Source organism: Paenibacillus antibioticophila (assembly GCF_000455265.1).
Taxonomy (GTDB): Bacteria; Bacillota; Bacilli; order Paenibacillales; family Paenibacillaceae; genus Fontibacillus; species Fontibacillus antibioticophila.
In genome coordinates this window covers 254,210-272,801 of record NZ_HG005143.1, presented here as the reverse complement: position 1 = coordinate 272,801, position 18,592 = coordinate 254,210, and the positions used below count along the sequence as shown (strand labels likewise).

Here is an 18,592-nt window from a genome sequence, read left to right as displayed (position 1 = left end):
CTGGAGGACAGATGTCCGTGAAGCGTGGTATACTATCGCTATGTTTTTTAGGTGACATCTAAACAATCGGGGGAGAAACATGAAGGCAATCCTACTCAAATGGAATCAAATCAGTCTAGTTAAACGGATTTTTGCAGGTTTGGCGGCCGGCATTCTCTTGGCGCTAATCGTCCCGCAAGCCAGCGGGATCGCATTGCTCGGTACGTTGTTCGTATCCGCCTTGAAGGCCGTAGCGCCGGTCCTCGTGCTGCTCCTGGTCATGTCCGCCATTGCCAACCATCAAAAAGGGCGCCGGACCAACATGAAATCGATTCTTGGCCTTTACGGCACGAGCACGTTTCTGGCCGGTTTGAGCGCCGTGGCGGTCAGCTTTCTGTTTCCGGTCAGCTTGTCTATGGCAGGGGCGACGACGGAGATGACCCCGCCCGGGGGCATCGTCGAAGTGCTGAAGGGGCTGCTGTTCAAAGTGGTGGATAACCCTGTCAACGCCCTGATGGAGGCCAATTACATCGGGATCCTGGCTTGGGCGCTCTTGCTCGGGGTTGCGTTGAAAGGCGCCGGCGATCACACGAAAAGCATGCTCACGAATGGGTCCGACGCCGTTTCGCAAATCGTCAAATGGGTGATCCAACTGGCGCCGTTCGGTATTATGGGACTGGTGTTCGAATCGATTACCGTTAGCGGACTTGCCTCCCTGCTGGGCTATGGAAAGCTGCTTCTCGTTCTGGTCGGATGCATGCTGTTTATTGCGCTGGTCGTGAATCCGCTCATCGTCTACGTCCACCTTCGCCGCAACCCTTATCCGCTCGTGTTTAGCTGTTTGAAGGAAAGCGGGCTTACGGCGTTCTTCACGCGAAGCTCGGCAGCTAACATTCCGGTCAATATGCGTTTGTGCGAAAAACTGGGGCTGGACAAGGACACGTATTCGGTTTCCATCCCTTTAGGTGCGACGATCAATATGGCAGGGGCGGCGGTGACAATTTCCGTCCTGACGCTGGCGGCCGTGCATACGCTGGGGATCCATGTCGACTTCGGTACGGCGCTGATACTGAGCCTACTGTCGGCGATATCTGCAGCCGGGGCATCCGGCGTGGCCGGCGGTTCGCTGCTCCTCATCCCTCTGGCATGCAGCTTGTTCGGCATATCCAACGATATCGCCATGCAGGTCGTCGGGGTCGGCTTCATCATCGGCGTGATCCAGGATTCGTGCGAAACGGCGCTGAATTCGTCGTCCGACGTGCTATTCACGGCAACTGCGGATTATGCGAAGAAACGCAGGGAAGAGGGGCTTCCGATCTTAGACACGGTGAGCTTGGATTGAACTATAGGGGCTGGCGAGTAATCGCCAGCCTTATTCATTTGAAAGCCGTTTCTCCAATTCATCCCAACTGAATCAAGCAATTAAATCCTGGATCGATACTTGCAAACCCGGGTAAAGCTGAGAGGTCACATGCGCATCCCCGGTGTTCGAGAATACGGTCATGTCCGCAATATTGCCGTCTTCCAGCGTGTATACGATCACGAGTGCTTTCATTGGATCGATGATCCAATATTCCTTTACACCGCATACGCTGTACAAATCCAGCTTCTTGATCATGTCCTTGCTCCGCGTGGAGGGGGACAAGACTTCAACGACCAATTGGGGAGTTCCCTTGTATTTGCCGTTGGCGTCGATTCGATCCTTGTCGCAAATCACCACGAGATCTGGCTGTACGACGCAAGTGTTATTGTCTTCCTTCTCCAGAGTAATATCAAGCGGGGAAGTCAGAGGTGTACATGGCTTTCCTTTAAACCAATTGTAAAAAGTGCCATGGAGTTCATTTATGGCCAGTTGGTGCTTGAAGGAAGGAGAAGCGAGATTATACACGATGCCATCGATCAACTCGTAACGTTGCTCCGACGTCTCCGTCAGCTCGAGGAATTCCTGATAGGATACCCATTCGCCCCCGCCATGATAGCTCGCTGCCTTCTCCCTTAGCATGGATAAACCGGCTCCGGCAATCGCGTTTAATGTGGCTACGTCCTTACCGTTTCGCGTAACGATAATTTCCTCGCCAGCTTCCGCAAACTTTAAATATTTTCCGAAATTATTCTGTATGTCAGTTGAAGTCACTCGCATGATTCTCGCCTCAAATTAGCTAACTTATGATTTTATATTAGCTAAATAAATTGCGAGAGTCAATAGAGGATTAGCTATTATGTGCAGTTTCCCGCTGCCAAAAACAAACAACCCTGCAATCTTCACTGGAAGATTACGGGGTTGTTCCTGATTGGGAGAGAGATGAGGGAAGCAGCGCCCATCCTAGATGAATATACGATAGTTTTGTAGGATGATTGAGGCGGGGCCGAAATCCCTGCATTATTTTTGGTGAATGGGGAACTTTCGTTGCATTTGAAGAGTCTGTTTAGGTGAAGGGGAGGAGAAACACTTGAGGGAAATGCAGTTGCAGCCTCCGGCGGAGCCGAGCATTTTGGATATTCGGGGGCTTATGGAGTCGTACGGGGAGGATGTTTGGAATTATGCTTACGTTATCACCCGGAATACGTATACGGCGGATGATGTCGCGCAGGATGTATTTATCAAAGCCTACCGGAGTCAGACTTCCTTTCGAGGGGAGGCTTCCGTCAAAACCTGGCTGTTGAGAATCACGCGGAATACCGCCCTTTCTTATCAAAAACGGGCCTTCGTGCGCAAAGTGGTGCTGTTCGGCGATCGTTCACCAGGCGGCGAGCCGGACGGGACGGCTTTCCCGCCGCCTTCGCCGTCTGCCGAATCGGAATTCTTGGACCGGGAAGTCGCGGACGAATTGTGGCGGCAGGTGTTAAAGCTGCCAAGCCAATTTCGCGATCCGTTGGTTTTAAGCGTGCATTATCAACTGTCCATGGAGGAAATAGCCGCGGTAACCGGCCTCTCGCCAGGCACAGTAAAATCAAGGATTCACAGAGCCAAAAAGAAGGTTGCCTCCAAATGGAAGGGAGCGGATGAACATGAATGAATGGAGACCGGATTGGAATCGCCGATTGGCCAGACCGCCATTCAAGCAGCGGCGTTTTCGAAACGATCTGATGGAGCGTGTCGAGAACAAGTTGCGGGTGGCGGAAGAGAAGCGCGATCGGAAAGCATGGATTACCGCGGCATTGACGGTCACTCCCATCCTACTCCTGGCGGCGGGAGGCGGGATCTGGTTTGCACAAGTTGAGCCGTCTTTGCCCGTTCCGGTCCAAGGCGTTCAAGATGCAGGCGGTGAAAGTGGAGAAACGTTTCGCTCAACTTTCAAGCGTAGGGCCGGGGGGGATTTCGAATGGTGGAATTCCGCGGAAAACGCAGCGAAACAGGATAGCGACCGCACGATCGTGACATTTGTTAAAGCGCTGATGCAGCGGGAGCTGGGCGTTTGGGGCGGCCCGACGCCGGACATCTGGAACAACCCCGAGGTCAAGCAGCCGCTGGAGCGCTACGATGTGTCCAGTCCGTGGGTGTATGAAGTGTACGTCGATACGACCATACCCGTTGAGGAAAAAAATAAGGAAAAAACCATTTATCGGCTTCGTCTGCTGCTGCGGGATTCGGTCCCCCTAACGTATCAGGAAATGATTGATGTGCACGTTCGCAGCGATAACCACAAAATCGGGCACATCGAACAAGTGGAAACGGACGAAGCCGGAATGTCGCTTGAAGCCTATGCCAGAGAAAATCAGGGAAAGGAAGTCCTTTTGAAGGAGGAGCCGGCACTAGATCTAAAGATTACGGGTTCGCTAAGACCGAATGCAAGCATGATTTATCCGATCCGCGTCCGTTATGGCGGTGCGGAAAGAACATTCGACGATTGGGACAATGTCGACAATGAATCCTATTATCCGCAAGTTTCCATGCTGCAAACGGGCGACGGGGAGGAGGAGGTGTTGGCCGTCATCTTGACCCGCGGATACGGTACCGGGGTTTATGAATCGACAGTGAAGCTGCTAAGACGCGATTTAACCGAAGTGTCCGCGGCGGATCCGGTGCTGGTAGCGAGCTCCAAGCTTACCTCAACCGTGACGGCGGAGGAAGGCAAGCGAACATTCCAATATACGCTGGGCGGCGAAACGCGCACGTTCGAATACAACGAGGATGACGCCGGCTTATGGCTGGACCAACCGGGTCTCGGCAGCATCATTCGCTATTTCTTTGAAGGGAATACCTTGTATGCGTCGGTGCCGGTCCAGGTATCGCCGGCCGAATTCCCGGTTACAATCCGTCTGAAATACAAATATGACGGAGCGGTCTTTGTCGTGGAGGATGTAACATTTGAGGATGACCTCCATTAACTTGCGAAAGGACCTCAATTCTCCGGTGTGGCGGGGAATTTGAGGTCCTTCTTCTTGATTGCTCCTATCTGCCTCCAGCCTCTAACGCTTGCCACAGAGCTTAAATACACTTAAATCATCGCCCTGCGATTCTAACGCTTACCAGCGAGCTTATATCGCTTTTTTGCTCCCGAAAACATGGATTTCTGACGTAATAGAGTGTCTCAGCGTCGTTAGAATTTTGATAACGTCGAATTTGCCATAATAGCGTTTATCATCAGCGTTAGAGGCAATTCCCCGGATTTCGGAAGGCAGCGGGAGTGCAAGAAGGAGATGCCGACAGAGGATTCCGCCCTGAAAATCGTAGTGGGGGAGATCGAAACGCTGAGGATGAAGCGGTAACGGGAGTTGCCCCACCGCCGGACGGTCACGCCGTCTCCCGGATCGCCGGACGATTCTGAATATTGCGGAATATCTCGAATGCAACTCCGACGAACGCAACGATCTGCTTCTGGTTGCCGGTATCTTCCGATTCAACCCGAGTCTGAAGGACGTGAGTTGATTCCCATTCGCTTCAAGCAAATGTCGATTTCCGCCGGCAGCCGGGTGTATCCGTAAATTCAGCCTGTCGGCCGATGCCGCCGCGCGGCAAGTGTTTGCGGAGTGGGGCTGTCCAGCGGAGTGCGAATTCTTCGTATAAAACTAAAACGCTTCCAAATAAATATTGAAACGTTTCCAACTCGGTGTTATGATAATAACCATAAAAGTGCGAGTTCAAAAAGTCAATTCAAGATTTGACGTCGAATCCTCTCCCTGAACTGCTTCGTCATGGGAAGACGACTTTTTGAACAACCTCTAAAAGAAAGCATAAGTGGGGGGTTAGATGCCAAGCATTAAAGATGTGGCTAACTTAGCCGGTGTAGCCGTGGGAACCGTATCCCGCGTCATTAACAATTCGGGCGCCGTCAAACCCGCGACGCGCAGAAAAGTAGAGGAAGCGATCCAGGAGCTGAATTATATTCCGAATGAGATCGCCCGGAATTTCAAAATGCGGAGATCCAAGATGGTCGCCCTGCTGCTTCCGAGCATCTGGCATCCTTTTTTTTCCGAGCTGGCTTATTACATCGAAGACGAGTTGGATCGCGAAGGGTTTAAGCTCATGTTGTGCAACAGCGGAGGCAAACCCGAGAAGGAACTGTATTATCTGGATATGCTGCAGCAAAATAAAGTGGCGGGTATTGTCGGCATTACGTACAACGATATCGAAGATGACGTGAGCAACGATATTCCGATTGTCAGTATCGACAGACACTTTAGCAAGAAGATCACTTGCGTCACTTCCGATAATTATGAAGGGGGACGCCTGGCGTTACGGGAGCTGGTCAAAGCGGGTGCCCGAAAGCCGGCTTTTCTCGGCAGCGTCACTTCCGTGTTCAGCGAAACGATGAACCGGAGAGAGGGTTTCATCCATGAGGCAAAAGCGATGGGCGTCGATTACGCTGTGTATGAGAAGCCGGATCCCGTTATCGACGACGATGCCTATTTTGGAGAGTTTCTGGATCAGCATCGCGAAGTGGACGGCATTTTTGCCATTACCGATATGTTTGCCGCCAAATATATCGAAAGAGCAGGCAGGCGGGGGATTCGCGTTCCGGAGGATGTGAAGGTTATCGGATATGACGGGATTCAGGATCATCCTTATTTTCACCCTCTATTGTCAACAATCAGACAGCCCGTAGAGGAGATGGCGCGAACGTCGATCAGGCTGCTGTATCAAAAGATGGAGGGCCAAACGTTGGAGCGGGAGGTGTACCGTCTTCCGGTTATGTTTAGACAAGGCGAAACGACCTGATTGCGGTACGAGATCACAGGAAAAACATCATATGCACGGTGCTTACGCTTTCCGGGTTCGGCGGATGATGTTTTTCTCATGATAAATTGGAAACGTTTCAATTATAATTGGAAACGTTTCAAATACATGACTTTTGCGTAGAAGGGGTGCATCAATGGTGAATTCAAGTGATTCCGGGGCAGATCAACCCATGGTCAAGGTGAAACACAAGACTTGGACTCAGATCAAACGCAATTACCAATTGTATCTGTTTTTGCTGCCGATTATTCTGGTCTATCTCGTATTCAAGTACTATCCCATGTACGGCGTACAAATTGCGTTTAAGGATTTTTCGCCGAGCCAGGGGGTTTGGGGCAGCGAGTGGGTAGGGTTTAAACATTTTATTGACTTTTTTGATTCCTATAATTTCTGGACGATCATCACAAATACCCTATCGCTCAGTTTCTTGTCGCTGTTGTTTGGTTTCCCGGCGCCGATTATCATCGCGATCATGCTGAACCAGATGCTGGGCAAACGATATAAGAAGTTTATTCAAACCGTGATTTATGCGCCGCACTTCATTTCTACCGTTGTGCTCGTCGGTATGCTCAGTGTCTTCTTATCGCCGAACAGCGGGATCGTCAACCACATCATTGCCTTGTTCGGAGGCGAGCCCATTCTGTTTATGGCGGACGAAGGCTGGTTCCGTCCGTTGTACATCTTGTCGGGAATATGGCAGGAAACCGGTTTTTCCACGATTATTTACCTGGCCGCGCTCGCGGGGGTCAATCCCGAGCTGCATGAAGCCGCGATCATGGATGGTGCAAGCAAATGGAAGCGGGTATGGTATGTGGATATTCCTGGCATTCTGCCGACGATCGTCATTTTGCTGATTCTTGCACTGGGGAACATCATGAGCATCGGGTTCGAGAAAGCGTTTTTGATGCAAAACGATCTGAACTATGCCGCTTCCAATATTATTCCGACCTATGTTTACGAGTTGGGGATTCAGAAGGCACAGTACAGCTTTTCGACGGCGGTCGGACTGTTTAATTCCGTGATCAACATCATCTTAATTGTCACTGTCAATCGGATCGCAAGGAAACTGACCGAGACCAGTCTGTGGTAAGGGGGGATCACTTTGAACCAATTATTGAAGAGAAATAGCAGAGGGGACGCCTGGTTTGACATCATTAATATTGTCTTGCTGACTGTCATCATGCTGCTTGTTTTATTTCCGCTGTATTTTGTGCTGATTGCTTCATTCAGCGATCCGAATCTGATTTATTCGGGAGAAGTCTGGTTCTATCCAAAGGGGTTTACGCTGGATGGCTATGAAAGGATATTCAATGATTCCTCCATCTGGATCGGGTATGCCAATTCTATATTTTACGCAGGGTTAGGCACCTTGATCGGAGTCGCCGTTACCGTGTTTGCGGCTTACCCGCTTGCCCGCAAGGATTTGGTCGGGAGATCGGCGATCATGTGGTTTCTGATGGTCACGATGTTTTTTAGCGGCGGGTTAATTCCCACCTATTTATTGATCAAGGACCTGCACATGTTGAATACCGTCTGGGCATTGGTCATTCCCGGGGCCGGCGGGGTATTCAATGTCATTATCGTAAGAACGTTTTTTCAGTCGTCTATCCCGGATGAAATGTGGGAAGCCGCTTCGATCGACGGTTGCTCGAACAGCCGGTTCTTCTGGAGCATTGTGCTGCCTCTGTCCAAATCCATCATTGCCGTTATGGTGTTGTACCATGTGGTCGGTTTCTGGAACGGTTTTTTCGATGCCTTGATTTATTTGAACGACGAGGCCAAGTACCCGCTTCAGCTGGTGCTGCGCAATATTCTTGTCCAGAACCAGGTGAACTCCGGCATGATGATCGATGTGGAATCCTATGCGGCCAAAATGCGCGTTACGGAATTGATCAAATACGGCGTGATTATCGTATCCAGCTTGCCGCTTTTGATGTTATACCCGTTCCTGCAGAAGTACTTTGTCAAAGGCGTGATGATCGGCTCGATCAAGGGGTGAGGTTGGCCTCGACGATTGAAAGGGGGGATGTGCAGCGACAATATCGGCGCAGGGCATCCAGATCTGCTTCAGAAGCAACTTTTCAAGCAAGGATTCCAATGAGTGATAGTTCAAAAGGGAGGTTATGTAAACATGAAGTCTTTATTTAAAAGCGCAGGTATTCTTATTTTGGCGGGAGCATTTGTATTAAGCGGATGTTCGGGCGGCGGCGGATCGAAAAACGCAGCGGAGAAACCGGATCAGGAGGCAAATTTCAATCCAACCGGCCTGCCGATCGTGAAGGAGCCGGTAACCTTAAAGATGGTGTCTCCCAAAGCCGCATTGGCGCCGGAATATTCCGAAATGGAAATTTTCAAGCGTCTCGAAAAGGATACTAACGTGAAAATTCAGTGGGAGAACATCCCGGATACCGACTATGCCGAGAAGAAAAATTTGTTGGTGGCCAGCGGAAATTTGCCGGATGCTTTTTACGCGGCCGGATTCTCGGACTATGAGCTTGTCAATTACGGGAAGGATGGAACGATCATTCCGCTGGAGGATTTGATCGATCAATACGCACCCAACTTGAAAGCGCTTTTCGAACGCAGACCCGACATCAAATCGGCAATCACGGCGCCGGATGGTCACATCTATGGACTGCCCTCCTGGGAGGAGAATAATCTCGGGACCAACCCCTTCTTCCATGTGATCAACAAAGCATGGCTGGATAAGCTGGGGCTGAAAATGCCGGAAACCCTCGATGAGTACACGGAAGCGTTGGTTGCCTTTAAAACGCAGGATCCCAACGGCAACGGCAAGGCCGATGAAATCCCGTTAAGCTTCATGCACATGCAGTGGTGTATGGATATCGGCGGCCTATTCGGAGCTTTCGGACTGCCGGATAACATGGAGCATCGGATCGTCCGCGACGGAAAGGTGATCTTTACCGCTACGCAACCCGAATATAAAGAAGCTTTGAAATATTTTCATGAAAAGTGGTATAAACAAGGCCTGATCGACCCTGAGTCCTTCACCCAGGATGCCGCGCAGTATCTGGCTAAAGGCAAAACAACGGACGAAACGCTTGGCTCCTATATTTGGTGGGAAGTCGAGGAGGTTGTCGGGACAGACAGAAGCAAGGATTATGCTTTGCTGTCTCCGCTCAAAGGCCCTAACGGCGATCAATTGATCGGCCGCGGCAATGGAGGCGGTCCGGCACGCGGCGCTTTCGCGATCACTAAAGTCAACCGTTATCCCGAAATCACCATGAGATGGATCGACCAGCAGTATGAACCTTATATGGCGGCTCAAATTCACTGGGGCCCGCTGGATGTCGTTTTCGAGAAAGACGCTAACGGGAAATTGGTAAACCTGCCGCTTCCGGAGGGAACCTCCGCCGGTGAATTCCGGCAAAAAGTGGCTCCAGGTGCAGGCGGTCCCGGTGTCATTGCGATCGAAGATTTGGGGAAAGTCGTGGATTTGGAGCCTCGGGCCCAGCAGCGTGTGAAGGACTTGGAGAAGTACTACGATCCGTATATGGAAAAGGAGAACTATCCGAGCATCTTCTTCAACCCGGAAGAATTGGACAAAATCAACAAGATCGAGCCTGAATTGCTCAAGTATGCGAACACGCAAAGAGGCAAGTTTATCGTGGATGGCGGCGTCGATGAGCACTGGGACAGCTATGTGAAGACGCTGGAGAAGATGGGCTTGAATGAATTGATGGAGATTTATCAAGCGGGATTGGACCGCTATAACGAAAATTTAAAAAAATAAGCGATTCATGGATAGGTGGGGAGAAGCTGTGCTTGATGTAATGACCATCGGGGAAGTGTTGATCGACTTTACTCCGGCAGGCCGAACGGCGGAAGGCAATGAGCAGTTTACATGCAACCCTGGAGGCGCTCCGGCAAACGTTGCGGCTGCACTGGCCCGTTTAGGAGCGAGCGCGGGGATGATTACCAAGGTTGGAAAGGATCATTTCGGAGCGCTGCTTCACGAGACTTTGCTGAACAGCGGTGTTGACGTATCCGCACTTTCTTTAACGGACGAAGCGAGTACAACGCTGGCCTTCGTCCATTTGGATGACGACGGAGACCGGTCGTTCAGCTTCCATCGGAAGCCGGGAGCGGATACTTTCCTGCGGCCGGGTGATGTCCCGTTCGATCGGATTGAAAAGTGCCGGATCCTGCATTTCGGGTCACTGTCGATGACTCATGAGCCGTCCCGCACGGCAACGAAAGAAACGGTTGCTAAAGCGAAGGAAGCGGGAGTCCTGGTGTCGTTCGACCCGAACATCCGATTTGCGTTGTGGGAGAGTAAAGAGGAAGCAAAGCAACACATTCTCTGGGGCTTGAAATATGCCGACATCCTGAAAATATCGGAGGAGGAGCTCAGCTTTATAGCGGGGACAACCGATGTGGAGGAAGGTTCGCTGGTGCTGCGGCAACAATTCGGCATTCCCTTCATCGTTGTTACCTTAGCGGAAAAAGGCTGCTATTACCGACTGGCGGATACTGACGGATATGTGCCTGGTTTTCGGGTGAAATCCATCGATACGACGGGAGCTGGCGACGCATTCTTGGGCTGCTTGCTGTATCGGATTCTGGACAGCGGAGTCCCATTGCATCTGCTGGAAGAGCAGCAAATCATCGGTATGCTGACCTTTGCCAATGCCGGCGGTTCGATCGTTACAACACGGAAGGGAGCTCTTCAGTCTATGCCAACCACAGAGGAAATTCATAAGCTGCTCGAGACAAATACACGGAACGAGGATAAGTACAAACCGGGGTTTCACTTTTCGCCCCCGTCGCATTGGATGAATGACCCGAACGGTTTAGTATATTACGAAGGCGAATATCACCTGTTTTATCAGTATCATCCCTTCAGCAGCAAATGGGGGCCGATGCACTGGGGACATGCGGTAAGCTCGGATTTGATCCATTGGGAGCACCGGCCGATCGCTTTGTTCCCGGATGAGCATGGAGCCATTTTCTCCGGGTGCTGCGTGGTGGACTGGAATAACAGCAGCGGACTATTCGAAGGTTCGCATGGTCTGGTCGCGATCTTCACCCATGCGGACACCTGCCCGAAGACAGGGCAACCTCGCCAGCGGCAAAGCTTGGCTTACAGCCGCGACAAAGGGCGAACCTGGCACAAATACGAGGGGAACCCGGTTCTCGCCGAGGAGGACCTGATCGACTTTCGGGATCCGAAAGTGTTCTGGCATCCGCAAAGCGAGCGGTGGGTGATGGTGCTTGTGGCGGGGGACCATGCCCGGTTTTATGGATCGAAAGACTTAATTGAATGGACGCTGACCGGCGAATTCGGCAAAGGGGAGGGATCGCATGACGGCGTGTGGGAATGCCCGGATCTCTTTACATTGCCGGTGGGTGACAGCGGGCGGTCCAAATGGGTGCTGATCATCAGCATTGGGGATAACCCCTCCGTTCCGGAAGGATCGCGCACGCAGTATTTTATCGGCGAGTTCGACGGAAATACGTTCATCAATGACAATCCGGCCGATCGGGTCATGTGGCTGGATTACGGCCGAGACAACTATGCGGGCGTGACCTGGTCGGATATGCCCGAGCAAGACGGGCGCCGCGTGATGATCGGATGGATGAGCAATTGGAAATATGCCAATGAGACGCCAACCGGAGCCTGGAGAGGCGCTATGACGTTGCCTCGGGTCTTGTCGTTGACGAGCCGCGGCGAGGGTGTGGTGCTGACGCAAATGCCGGTGCGGGAAGTCGAGCAACTGCGTAAGGCTTCGGTGAGCCGGGAGAACGTCACGGTGATGGCGGAAACTCCGTTTACGCTGCAGACGAGCGGCGATCTCCTGGAAATTGAAGCGGACATCGATCTCCGGTCCGGGAACGGAGTTCAGATCCGATTGAAATCCTCCGGAGAGAGTGAAACGAGGATCGGTTATGATGCTGAGCGCGAGTGGCTATTCGTGAACCGCTCGAACTCGGGCTTGACCGAATTCCATCCGTCGTTCGCTTGCGAGCATGGAGCCAGACTGGCACCGGTCAATGGAAAAATTAAGCTTCATATCTGGCTGGATCGCAATGCGGTTGAGGTATATGCGAATGAAGGACTCGTTGTGCTGACGGATCAGATTTTCCCCGATGCTCCGATCGAGCGTGTTTCGGTAAGCACAGGCTCAGGGCAGGTTATGTTGAACTCATTCCATCTTCATGAGCTTAAGTTCGTTCCTTTTCCTAACGGTGCCGAAGAAAAGCCTTCAAGGGGGAATGAAGCATGAGCCAGGTACACGACAACGACAATCGGGGGCTAATGATGTATTGGGCTTTCGACGAAGGAGGGGGGGACAGCGCTCTGGAGAGCCTGTCTCAATCCCGGGATAATATTCAATACGTATTGAAGCAAGCGGAGTTTGCCGAACCGCGCGATCCGCAATGGAGACAGGGCGTAATGGGCAGCGGGCTCCTGTTCGACGGATACTCGACTTATGTTGCCCATTCGTTAAAGGAGGACGATTCGGACGAGGAGGCGGCATATCTTTCAGCGCTGAGCATTGGAGTATGGGTTGCGCCCCGTTCGTATGAATGGGGGGAGGGAGGCAAGCTGGCTGCGATCGTCAACCGCTACAACAGGGAGAGCAAGCAGGGATATCTGCTTGGCATGTTCCGTCACGGCGCTTGGTCCTTTCAACTTGGGCTCGAGAGCGGCGAATGGAAAGAACTTTGGTCCCCCGACGGCTATGAACTGCCCAAAAATGAATGGTCTTACGTAAGTGCGGTGTTTGATGGGAACCAGGGCGAAATGAAGCTGTATCTGAACGGCAGCGAAATCGCTTCGGCTTCCTTGCCGCAAGGTTCCCGTCTGGCCGAGGCGTCGGGCACGGAGCTGCTCATCGGCAAAAACAATCACAGCAGCCGGTTGGCGAGAGCCTTCAGCCTGCACATGTTCAGCGGAATGATCGATGAGCTTAAGATCTATCATCGGGCCTTCAGCGTGGAGGAGGTAGCCGCCGCTTATCGGGAAGTGCTGAATACGACCCATGGAGGCGTCCATCCGCCCATAGAATACGATGAGATCAAGCTGGACCGAACGCCGTTGCTGTCGGACCGGCACCGGCCGCAATACCATGTCAGCCCGCCGGCCCATTGGATGAACGAACCCCATGCGCCCATCTATTTTGAGGGGAAATATCATTTGTTCTATCAGCATAACCCGCTGGGGCCCTTCTTTCATCATATCCATTGGGGACATTGGGTCAGCGAGGATCTGGTGCATTGGCGCGACCTTCCCGTAGCGCTTGCGCCGGAGAAGGATGGACTTGCGCCGGACGGGATCTGGTCGGGCAGTGCGACCTATGATGCGGACGGCCTGCCGGTCCTGTTCTTTACGGCGGGAAATGACAGCGCTTCGCCAAACCAAAGCGTGGCGCTTGCCCGTAGCACTTATACTCAGGATGGAGATTCGGATCTGGTTCATTGGGTGAAGCATCCGGAGCCTTTGATTGTGCAGAAGAAGGGCATGGGCGCCTTCGGCGATTTCCGGGATCCCTTTGTTTGGAAGGACAATGACGGCTGGTATGCCCTGGTCGGATCGGGAATCGAAGGCGGCGGCGGGGCCGCCCTGGCGTTCGCCTCACAAGATATGCTGAATTGGACGTACAAAGGCCCGTTTTATCAAGCGGATCTGCAGAAGTTTCCTTATCTTGGCCCGATCTGGGAGCTTCCCGTCTTTCTTCCTCTTGGTGCCGACAAGCAAGGGGTGGACAAACATCTTCTGTTGGTCAGCCCGGTGGGAAAGGGGGCGGATGTGGAGGTGTTCTATTGGATCGGGCAGCTCGACAAGGAAAATCTGACCTTCGTTCCCGATCAGGAGGAGCCGCAATTGATCGACGTCGGCGATTTCCACTTTACCGGCCCGAGCGGAATGGCGGATCCGAAAACCGGCAGAAACATCATCTTTACCATCGCCCAAGGCGACCGGACGCCCGAGCTGGAGTATCAATCGGGTTGGGCCCATAACGGCGGCTTGCCGCTCTGCGTCTATTTGCGGGAAGACGGACGGCTGGGAATCGAGCCGATCCAGGAATTGCAATCGCTGCGCGGGGAGAAGCGGCTGTCGCTTCGGGACAAGTCGCTCGCCGAGACGAATGCACGGCTCCGGGAGATTCAGGGCGACATGCTCGAGATTCAATTGGAAATCGAGCCTGACAGCGCCCGGCAATTCGGAATCAAGCTTCGGCGCACCCCGGACGGAGAAGAAGAAACGCTGCTGTATTACGATGCGAAGCAATCGATGCTCCTGGTCGACCGGACGAAAACGACGCTGCATCCGGGGGAAAGATGCGGAGGGATCCAGGGAGGCAAGCTGGAGCTGGCGGGCGAGAATTTGAAGCTTCACCTTTATCTGGACCGTTCCATGGTCGAAGCTTATGCCAACGGTCTGAAAAGCCTGACGACCCGGGTATATCCGAGCCGCAAGGATGCTATGGGGCTGGAGATCTGGGGAGACGGCGATCTGATGGTAAGGTCGCTGGAAGTATGGGATATGCAGCCGATTTGGCAAGAAGGGAGAGCCTGACATGAATTCAGCAGAACCACAATCTTATTCCTATCAAGACCTCGTGAAGCGATTATATGATCTCGAAGCGCTGGCGATGCCGCCGCAGGCCGGCGAGAAATCGGGGTGTTTCTCAAGCTTTGACCGAAGCTCTGCCTATAATGCCGAGACGGGTCTGTACGAGAACTGGGGAGCCAATGATGACGGAGGAGGCTTTATTCGCAAAGAAGAAGACAGCATTGTCGCCATGGAGCTTGACGGACCCGGCGTGATCTGGAGAGTGTGGTCCGCGCTTCCCGAAGAGGGGCATATTCGGATTTTTGTGGATCATGCCGATACCCCCGTGATCGATCAGCCTTTCCGGGATTATTTCGAGAAATTCAATCAAGAAGGACCGCCGGCCAATTTTCCGAATCTGTCGCCTACGTTATCCCGAGGCAGAAACTGCTTTATTCCGATCCCTTTTCAAGAACATTGCAAGGTGCTGCTGGATAAAGGCTGGGGGGCTTACTACCACATCACGTATACCATCTTTCCCGCCTGGTTCAGGCTGCCTTCCTTTGACGGCAGCTTCGACAAGGAGTCGGCCATTGCGTTGGCTGAAGCTGACCGGGTTTTACAGCAAAGGGGAACCCGTTCTTTTGTGAAAGAGGAGGGGCTATCTGACGAAACCATTACAGTAACCGTACCGGCAGGCGGTAAAGCCGTGCTGTTTGATAAACAAGAGGCCGGCGCGATCTCCATGATCCGGATCAGAACGGACCTTGGACGAAAGAGCGAGGAACAGCAGCGGATGTTGGCCAGACAATTAACCCTATCAATGAAATGGGACAATGAGACAACCCCTTCGGTATGGGCCCCATTGGGCGATTTTTTTGGCAGCGCACCGGGGATCAAGCCGTACCGTTCTCTGCCCCTGGGGATGAATGAGCATGAAATGTACAGTTATTGGTACATGCCGTTCTCGGAAGGTGCGAGGATTGAAATTGAAAACGAGGGAACGGAAGCATGCGAGCTTCAGGCGGATATCCGGTATGCACCGCTGCCTAAATCTCACGCGGAAAATCTTCTGCGTTTTCACGCCAAATGGCACAGGGATCAATATTTGGATCTGGATGCGGAGCGCTTCAACGAAGAAGGGGATCGCTGGCCGGATTGGCCTTTGCTGCTGACGAAAGGCCGGGGAAGATTCTGCGGTGTCCACCTGCATGTAAACAATACCTGGGAGAGACCGGCTGAGGAGGCCGAAACCTGGTGGTACGGGAAATGGGACCGAAAAACAATCGACTGGTGGTGGGGGGAAGGAGACGAAAAGTTTTTTGTGGATGGCGAGTCCTTTCCGTCTACGTTCGGAACGGGCAGCGAGGACTATATCGGTTATGCCTGGGCGGCCGAACCGCCGTTCCCGATGTTCGACAGCGCTTACGCCTGTCAGCCGTTTATCGAACCGGATGCGAACGGACATACCTCGGTCAGCCGGTTCCACATTGGTGACAATATCTCTTTCATGAACTCTTTTGAAGGATATATCGAGAAATATAAAGGGAATCATTGGGGGGCCAACAACCGCTGTTTGTATGCCGCTACCGTTTACTGGTACCAGGAGCGGGGGACAAGCGATGCGTATAGGCCTATTTCGTTGAATGACCGCTTGGACCACTTGAAACTTGGGGAGGAAGGAAGATGAGAGAATTTTTCTATCGGCCGGACAACGCTTGGGTCGGAGACGTAATTCCCTATTATGAGGACGGGGAATTTAAGCTGTTCTACTTGCACGGCTGGCGGGAAAATTACCAGGAAGGTCTTGACCATGGCTGGTATCTGGTCGGAACGAAGGATTTTGTGAATTATCGGGCGGACGGAGCCTGTAAAATCCAGGGCGGCACCGGCCATGTTCTGAAGGTGGATGGGACCTATCATATGTTCTACTGCATCTTTCCACCGGGCAAACAGCTGGTCTGCCATGCGGTCAGCAGCGACTTGAAGACGTGGGAGCCGATTCCGGAGCATACCTTTGCCGCAGATGACCGCATCTATGAGCTGTCGGATTGGCGTGATCCGTTTGTGTTCTGGAACGAGGAGGAGGGCCAATACTGGATGCTGCTTGCGGGGATGGCGAAAGGCCCGACGAATCGAAAAGGGTGTACCGCGCTGTTATCCTCCAAGGACCTGAATACCTGGGAGTACCGCGAACCCCTCTATGCGCCGAATTTGCACGTAGGGGCTCATGAATGTCCTGACTTATTCCGGATCGGGGATTGGTGGTACTTGATCTATTCATCTTATACGGGACGGTTTGCCACCTTCTACCGGATGAGCCGTTCCCTGGAGGGACCGTGGCTGACCCCCGGGGAGGATACCTTCGACGGCCGAGCTTTCTATGCGGCGAAATCGGTGTCCGACGGGGAGAAACGTTATTTGTTCGGATGGAATCCCACGAAAGACGACGATTTGTTCGATTGGAATCCGCCGAAATCCCGAGGCAAGGACTATCATACTTGGGATTGGGGCGGGAACCTGATCGTCCATGAAATCGTTCAGCGCCCTGACGGCACGCTTGGCGTGAAAGTGCCGGATACGGTGGATGCGGCATTTTCGCAGCCGCTGCCCGTACAATACCAAGGGATTGCGGGAGAGTGGACCGTTGCGGATCAATCGCTCTCGTGCGACTCGCCATATGGCTTTGCCGGCTGCACGAGCCGGGAAGAGCTGCCCGAGCAATGCAAGATTTCAGCCCGCATCTCCTTCTCCGGGGAGACTCAAGGGGTTGGATTGATGCTCCGAACCGAAGACACGTTGGATGAGGCCTATTACGTTACCCTGGAGCCGCAGCGGAATCGCCTTACGTTCCGCGGGAAGATCATGCAATCGGAAGAAGGGGGAAAGACGTTCCCGTATGAGGTTGAATTGGAGCGTCCGATTGAGCTTGATCCGGGTCGTCCTTACGAGATCAAAGTGTTTATCGACGGAACGATCTGTGAAATTTACGTGGATGAGAGCATAGCGATGAGTGCGAGAATGTATGACATTCCGCGGGGCAAGCTTGGCTTGTTTGTCAGTCAAGGGCATGCCGGGTTCGAAGAAGTACGGATTGATGCCAGATTGGTGGGGTAAAAACAGCCCGGGTCGGTAAATAAGCGATCCGGGCTGTTTTGCGTCAAGAAGCTTGGCTAATGGGAGCATAGTATGTATTTTCTGATGGTTAGTATATCCATCCGATATGGTATACTATCAAGTGATCAATCTCCAAATCAGATCCATACATTGCTCATTAAGAGGTGTAACAGGTATGAAAAAAGAACTGACGTCAATCAAGCAGACGCGGCTGAACACTATTTTGGATGAAGCGACCAAGCTCCTAATCAAGAAGCCGAATGCTTCCATGCACGAAATTGCCGAATCCGCCGGAATCGGTATCGCAACGCTGCACCGGTATGTTGAGAGCCGGGAGCAATTGATGATTTTCTTGGGGCTTCGTGCGATCGAGGTCGTCAGCGAGACGATGAAAGAGATTCGGCTGGATGAAGAGAACTGTGAAACCTTCATTCCGGAGCTGATTGAAGCCTTGATACCACTCGGAGACAAAATTTATTTTCTGGCCCATGACGCTGCTGTCAATTATAATCGGGAGATTGAGGAAGAGGATCAGAAATTACGGGAGCCTGTGCTGCGTGCGGTCGGTTTGCTGCAGCAGAAGGGGTATTTTCGCCAGAATGTAGACAAAAACTGGATTGTCAATGTCCTGTATTCACTTCTGTTCCTGACTTGGCAGCAGGTCGTAGACGGGGATATTGCCAAAAATTCCGCAGCTGCCTTGGTTGTGGATACGTTTTATCACGGATTTAAGAGGCATTAAAAGACAGTTTTTCTACGTATGGCTGGCGGTCTCCCTTGGGGAGAAAGTTGACTGA

General features: G+C 52.4%; 14 protein-coding genes. 13 read left to right on the top strand and 1 reads right to left on the bottom strand.

Annotated elements, in window-relative coordinates:
* Window positions 1–79 precede the first annotated feature (79 nt).
* The gene (gene sstT / locus TX85_RS23940) at window positions 80–1,321 is read left to right on the top strand and encodes a serine/threonine transporter SstT (protein ID WP_044482426.1); all 1,242 of its coding nucleotides are present in this window, start codon (window positions 80–82) and stop codon (window positions 1,319–1,321) included.
* A 72-nt stretch (window positions 1,322–1,393) separates the two neighbouring features.
* On the opposite strand, the gene TX85_RS23935 is transcribed toward sstT, so the two are convergent.
* Window positions 1,394–2,119 (bottom strand): type II toxin-antitoxin system prevent-host-death family antitoxin, encoded by a 726-nt coding sequence (locus TX85_RS23935; RefSeq protein ID WP_044482425.1) that lies wholly within the window; start codon window positions 2,117–2,119, stop codon window positions 1,394–1,396.
* A gap of 319 nt (window positions 2,120–2,438) precedes the next feature.
* Between TX85_RS23935 and TX85_RS23930 the strand changes: the two genes are divergently transcribed.
* The 12 genes from TX85_RS23930 (at window position 2,439) to TX85_RS23880 (ending at window position 18,537) form a co-directional block, all read left to right on the top strand.
* Window positions 2,439–2,996 carry an RNA polymerase sigma factor gene (locus tag TX85_RS23930; protein WP_044482482.1) on the top strand — a complete coding sequence of 186 codons (558 nt, stop codon included), beginning with the start codon at window positions 2,439–2,441 and terminating at the stop codon, window positions 2,994–2,996.
* The gene (locus TX85_RS23925) at window positions 2,989–4,308 is read left to right on the top strand and encodes a hypothetical protein (protein WP_044482424.1); all 1,320 of its coding nucleotides are present in this window, start codon (window positions 2,989–2,991) and stop codon (window positions 4,306–4,308) included. Before TX85_RS23930 ends, TX85_RS23925 begins: the two co-directional genes overlap by 8 nt.
* A 459-nt stretch (window positions 4,309–4,767) precedes the next feature.
* Window positions 4,768–4,905 carry a hypothetical protein gene (locus tag TX85_RS28110; RefSeq protein ID WP_316244907.1) on the top strand — a complete coding sequence of 46 codons (138 nt, stop codon included), beginning with the start codon at window positions 4,768–4,770 and terminating at the stop codon, window positions 4,903–4,905.
* A gap of 265 nt (window positions 4,906–5,170) precedes the next feature.
* The gene (locus TX85_RS23920) at window positions 5,171–6,139 is read left to right on the top strand and encodes a LacI family DNA-binding transcriptional regulator (RefSeq protein ID WP_044482423.1); all 969 of its coding nucleotides are present in this window, start codon (window positions 5,171–5,173) and stop codon (window positions 6,137–6,139) included.
* Window positions 6,140–6,293: 154 nt separating this feature from the next.
* Window positions 6,294–7,247 carry an ABC transporter permease gene (locus tag TX85_RS23915; RefSeq protein ID WP_044482422.1) on the top strand — a complete coding sequence of 318 codons (954 nt, stop codon included), beginning with the start codon at window positions 6,294–6,296 and terminating at the stop codon, window positions 7,245–7,247.
* 12 nt (window positions 7,248–7,259) lie between these two features.
* Window positions 7,260–8,156 carry a carbohydrate ABC transporter permease gene (locus TX85_RS23910; RefSeq protein WP_044482421.1) on the top strand — a complete coding sequence of 299 codons (897 nt, stop codon included), beginning with the start codon at window positions 7,260–7,262 and terminating at the stop codon, window positions 8,154–8,156.
* A gap of 132 nt (window positions 8,157–8,288) precedes the next feature.
* Window positions 8,289–9,911, top strand: coding sequence for an ABC transporter substrate-binding protein (locus tag TX85_RS23905; protein WP_044482420.1), 1,623 nt, complete (start codon window positions 8,289–8,291; stop codon window positions 9,909–9,911).
* A 28-nt stretch (window positions 9,912–9,939) separates the two neighbouring features.
* Window positions 9,940–12,405 (top strand): PfkB family carbohydrate kinase, encoded by a 2,466-nt coding sequence (locus TX85_RS25620; RefSeq protein WP_049895215.1) that lies wholly within the window; start codon window positions 9,940–9,942, stop codon window positions 12,403–12,405.
* Entirely contained in the window at window positions 12,402–14,702 is a 2,301-nt protein-coding gene (locus tag TX85_RS23895) for a GH32 C-terminal domain-containing protein (RefSeq protein WP_044482419.1), read from the top strand. Before TX85_RS25620 ends, TX85_RS23895 begins: the two co-directional genes overlap by 4 nt.
* A gap of 1 nt (window position 14,703) precedes the next feature.
* Window positions 14,704–16,368, top strand: a complete 1,665-nt coding sequence (locus tag TX85_RS23890; protein WP_044482417.1) for a glycoside hydrolase family 172 protein — start codon at window positions 14,704–14,706, stop codon at window positions 16,366–16,368.
* Window positions 16,365–17,795, top strand: coding sequence for a glycoside hydrolase family 32 protein (locus TX85_RS23885; protein ID WP_044482416.1), 1,431 nt, complete (start codon window positions 16,365–16,367; stop codon window positions 17,793–17,795). Before TX85_RS23890 ends, TX85_RS23885 begins: the two co-directional genes overlap by 4 nt.
* Window positions 17,796–17,970: 175 nt before the next feature.
* Window positions 17,971–18,537: a TetR/AcrR family transcriptional regulator gene (locus TX85_RS23880; protein ID WP_044482415.1), complete on the top strand. Its 567-nt coding sequence runs from the start codon at window positions 17,971–17,973 to the stop codon at window positions 18,535–18,537.
* Window positions 18,538–18,592 lie beyond the last annotated feature (55 nt).

Coding starts and splice junctions, on each gene's coding strand:
- sstT (WP_044482426.1), top strand. CDS start 80: ATGAAGGCAATCCTACTCAAATGGAATCAAATCAGTCTAGTTAAACGG.
- TX85_RS23935 (WP_044482425.1), bottom strand. CDS start 2,119: ATGCGAGTGACTTCAACTGACATACAGAATAATTTCGGAAAATATTTA.
- TX85_RS23930 (WP_044482482.1), top strand. CDS start 2,439: ATGCAGTTGCAGCCTCCGGCGGAGCCGAGCATTTTGGATATTCGGGGG.
- TX85_RS23925 (WP_044482424.1), top strand. CDS start 2,989: ATGAATGAATGGAGACCGGATTGGAATCGCCGATTGGCCAGACCGCCA.
- TX85_RS28110 (WP_316244907.1), top strand. CDS start 4,768: ATGCAACTCCGACGAACGCAACGATCTGCTTCTGGTTGCCGGTATCTT.
- TX85_RS23920 (WP_044482423.1), top strand. CDS start 5,171: ATGCCAAGCATTAAAGATGTGGCTAACTTAGCCGGTGTAGCCGTGGGA.
- TX85_RS23915 (WP_044482422.1), top strand. CDS start 6,294: ATGGTGAATTCAAGTGATTCCGGGGCAGATCAACCCATGGTCAAGGTG.
- TX85_RS23905 (WP_044482420.1), top strand. CDS start 8,289: ATGAAGTCTTTATTTAAAAGCGCAGGTATTCTTATTTTGGCGGGAGCA.
- TX85_RS23895 (WP_044482419.1), top strand. CDS start 12,402: ATGAGCCAGGTACACGACAACGACAATCGGGGGCTAATGATGTATTGG.
- TX85_RS23890 (WP_044482417.1), top strand. CDS start 14,704: ATGAATTCAGCAGAACCACAATCTTATTCCTATCAAGACCTCGTGAAG.
- TX85_RS23885 (WP_044482416.1), top strand. CDS start 16,365: ATGAGAGAATTTTTCTATCGGCCGGACAACGCTTGGGTCGGAGACGTA.
- TX85_RS23880 (WP_044482415.1), top strand. CDS start 17,971: ATGAAAAAAGAACTGACGTCAATCAAGCAGACGCGGCTGAACACTATT.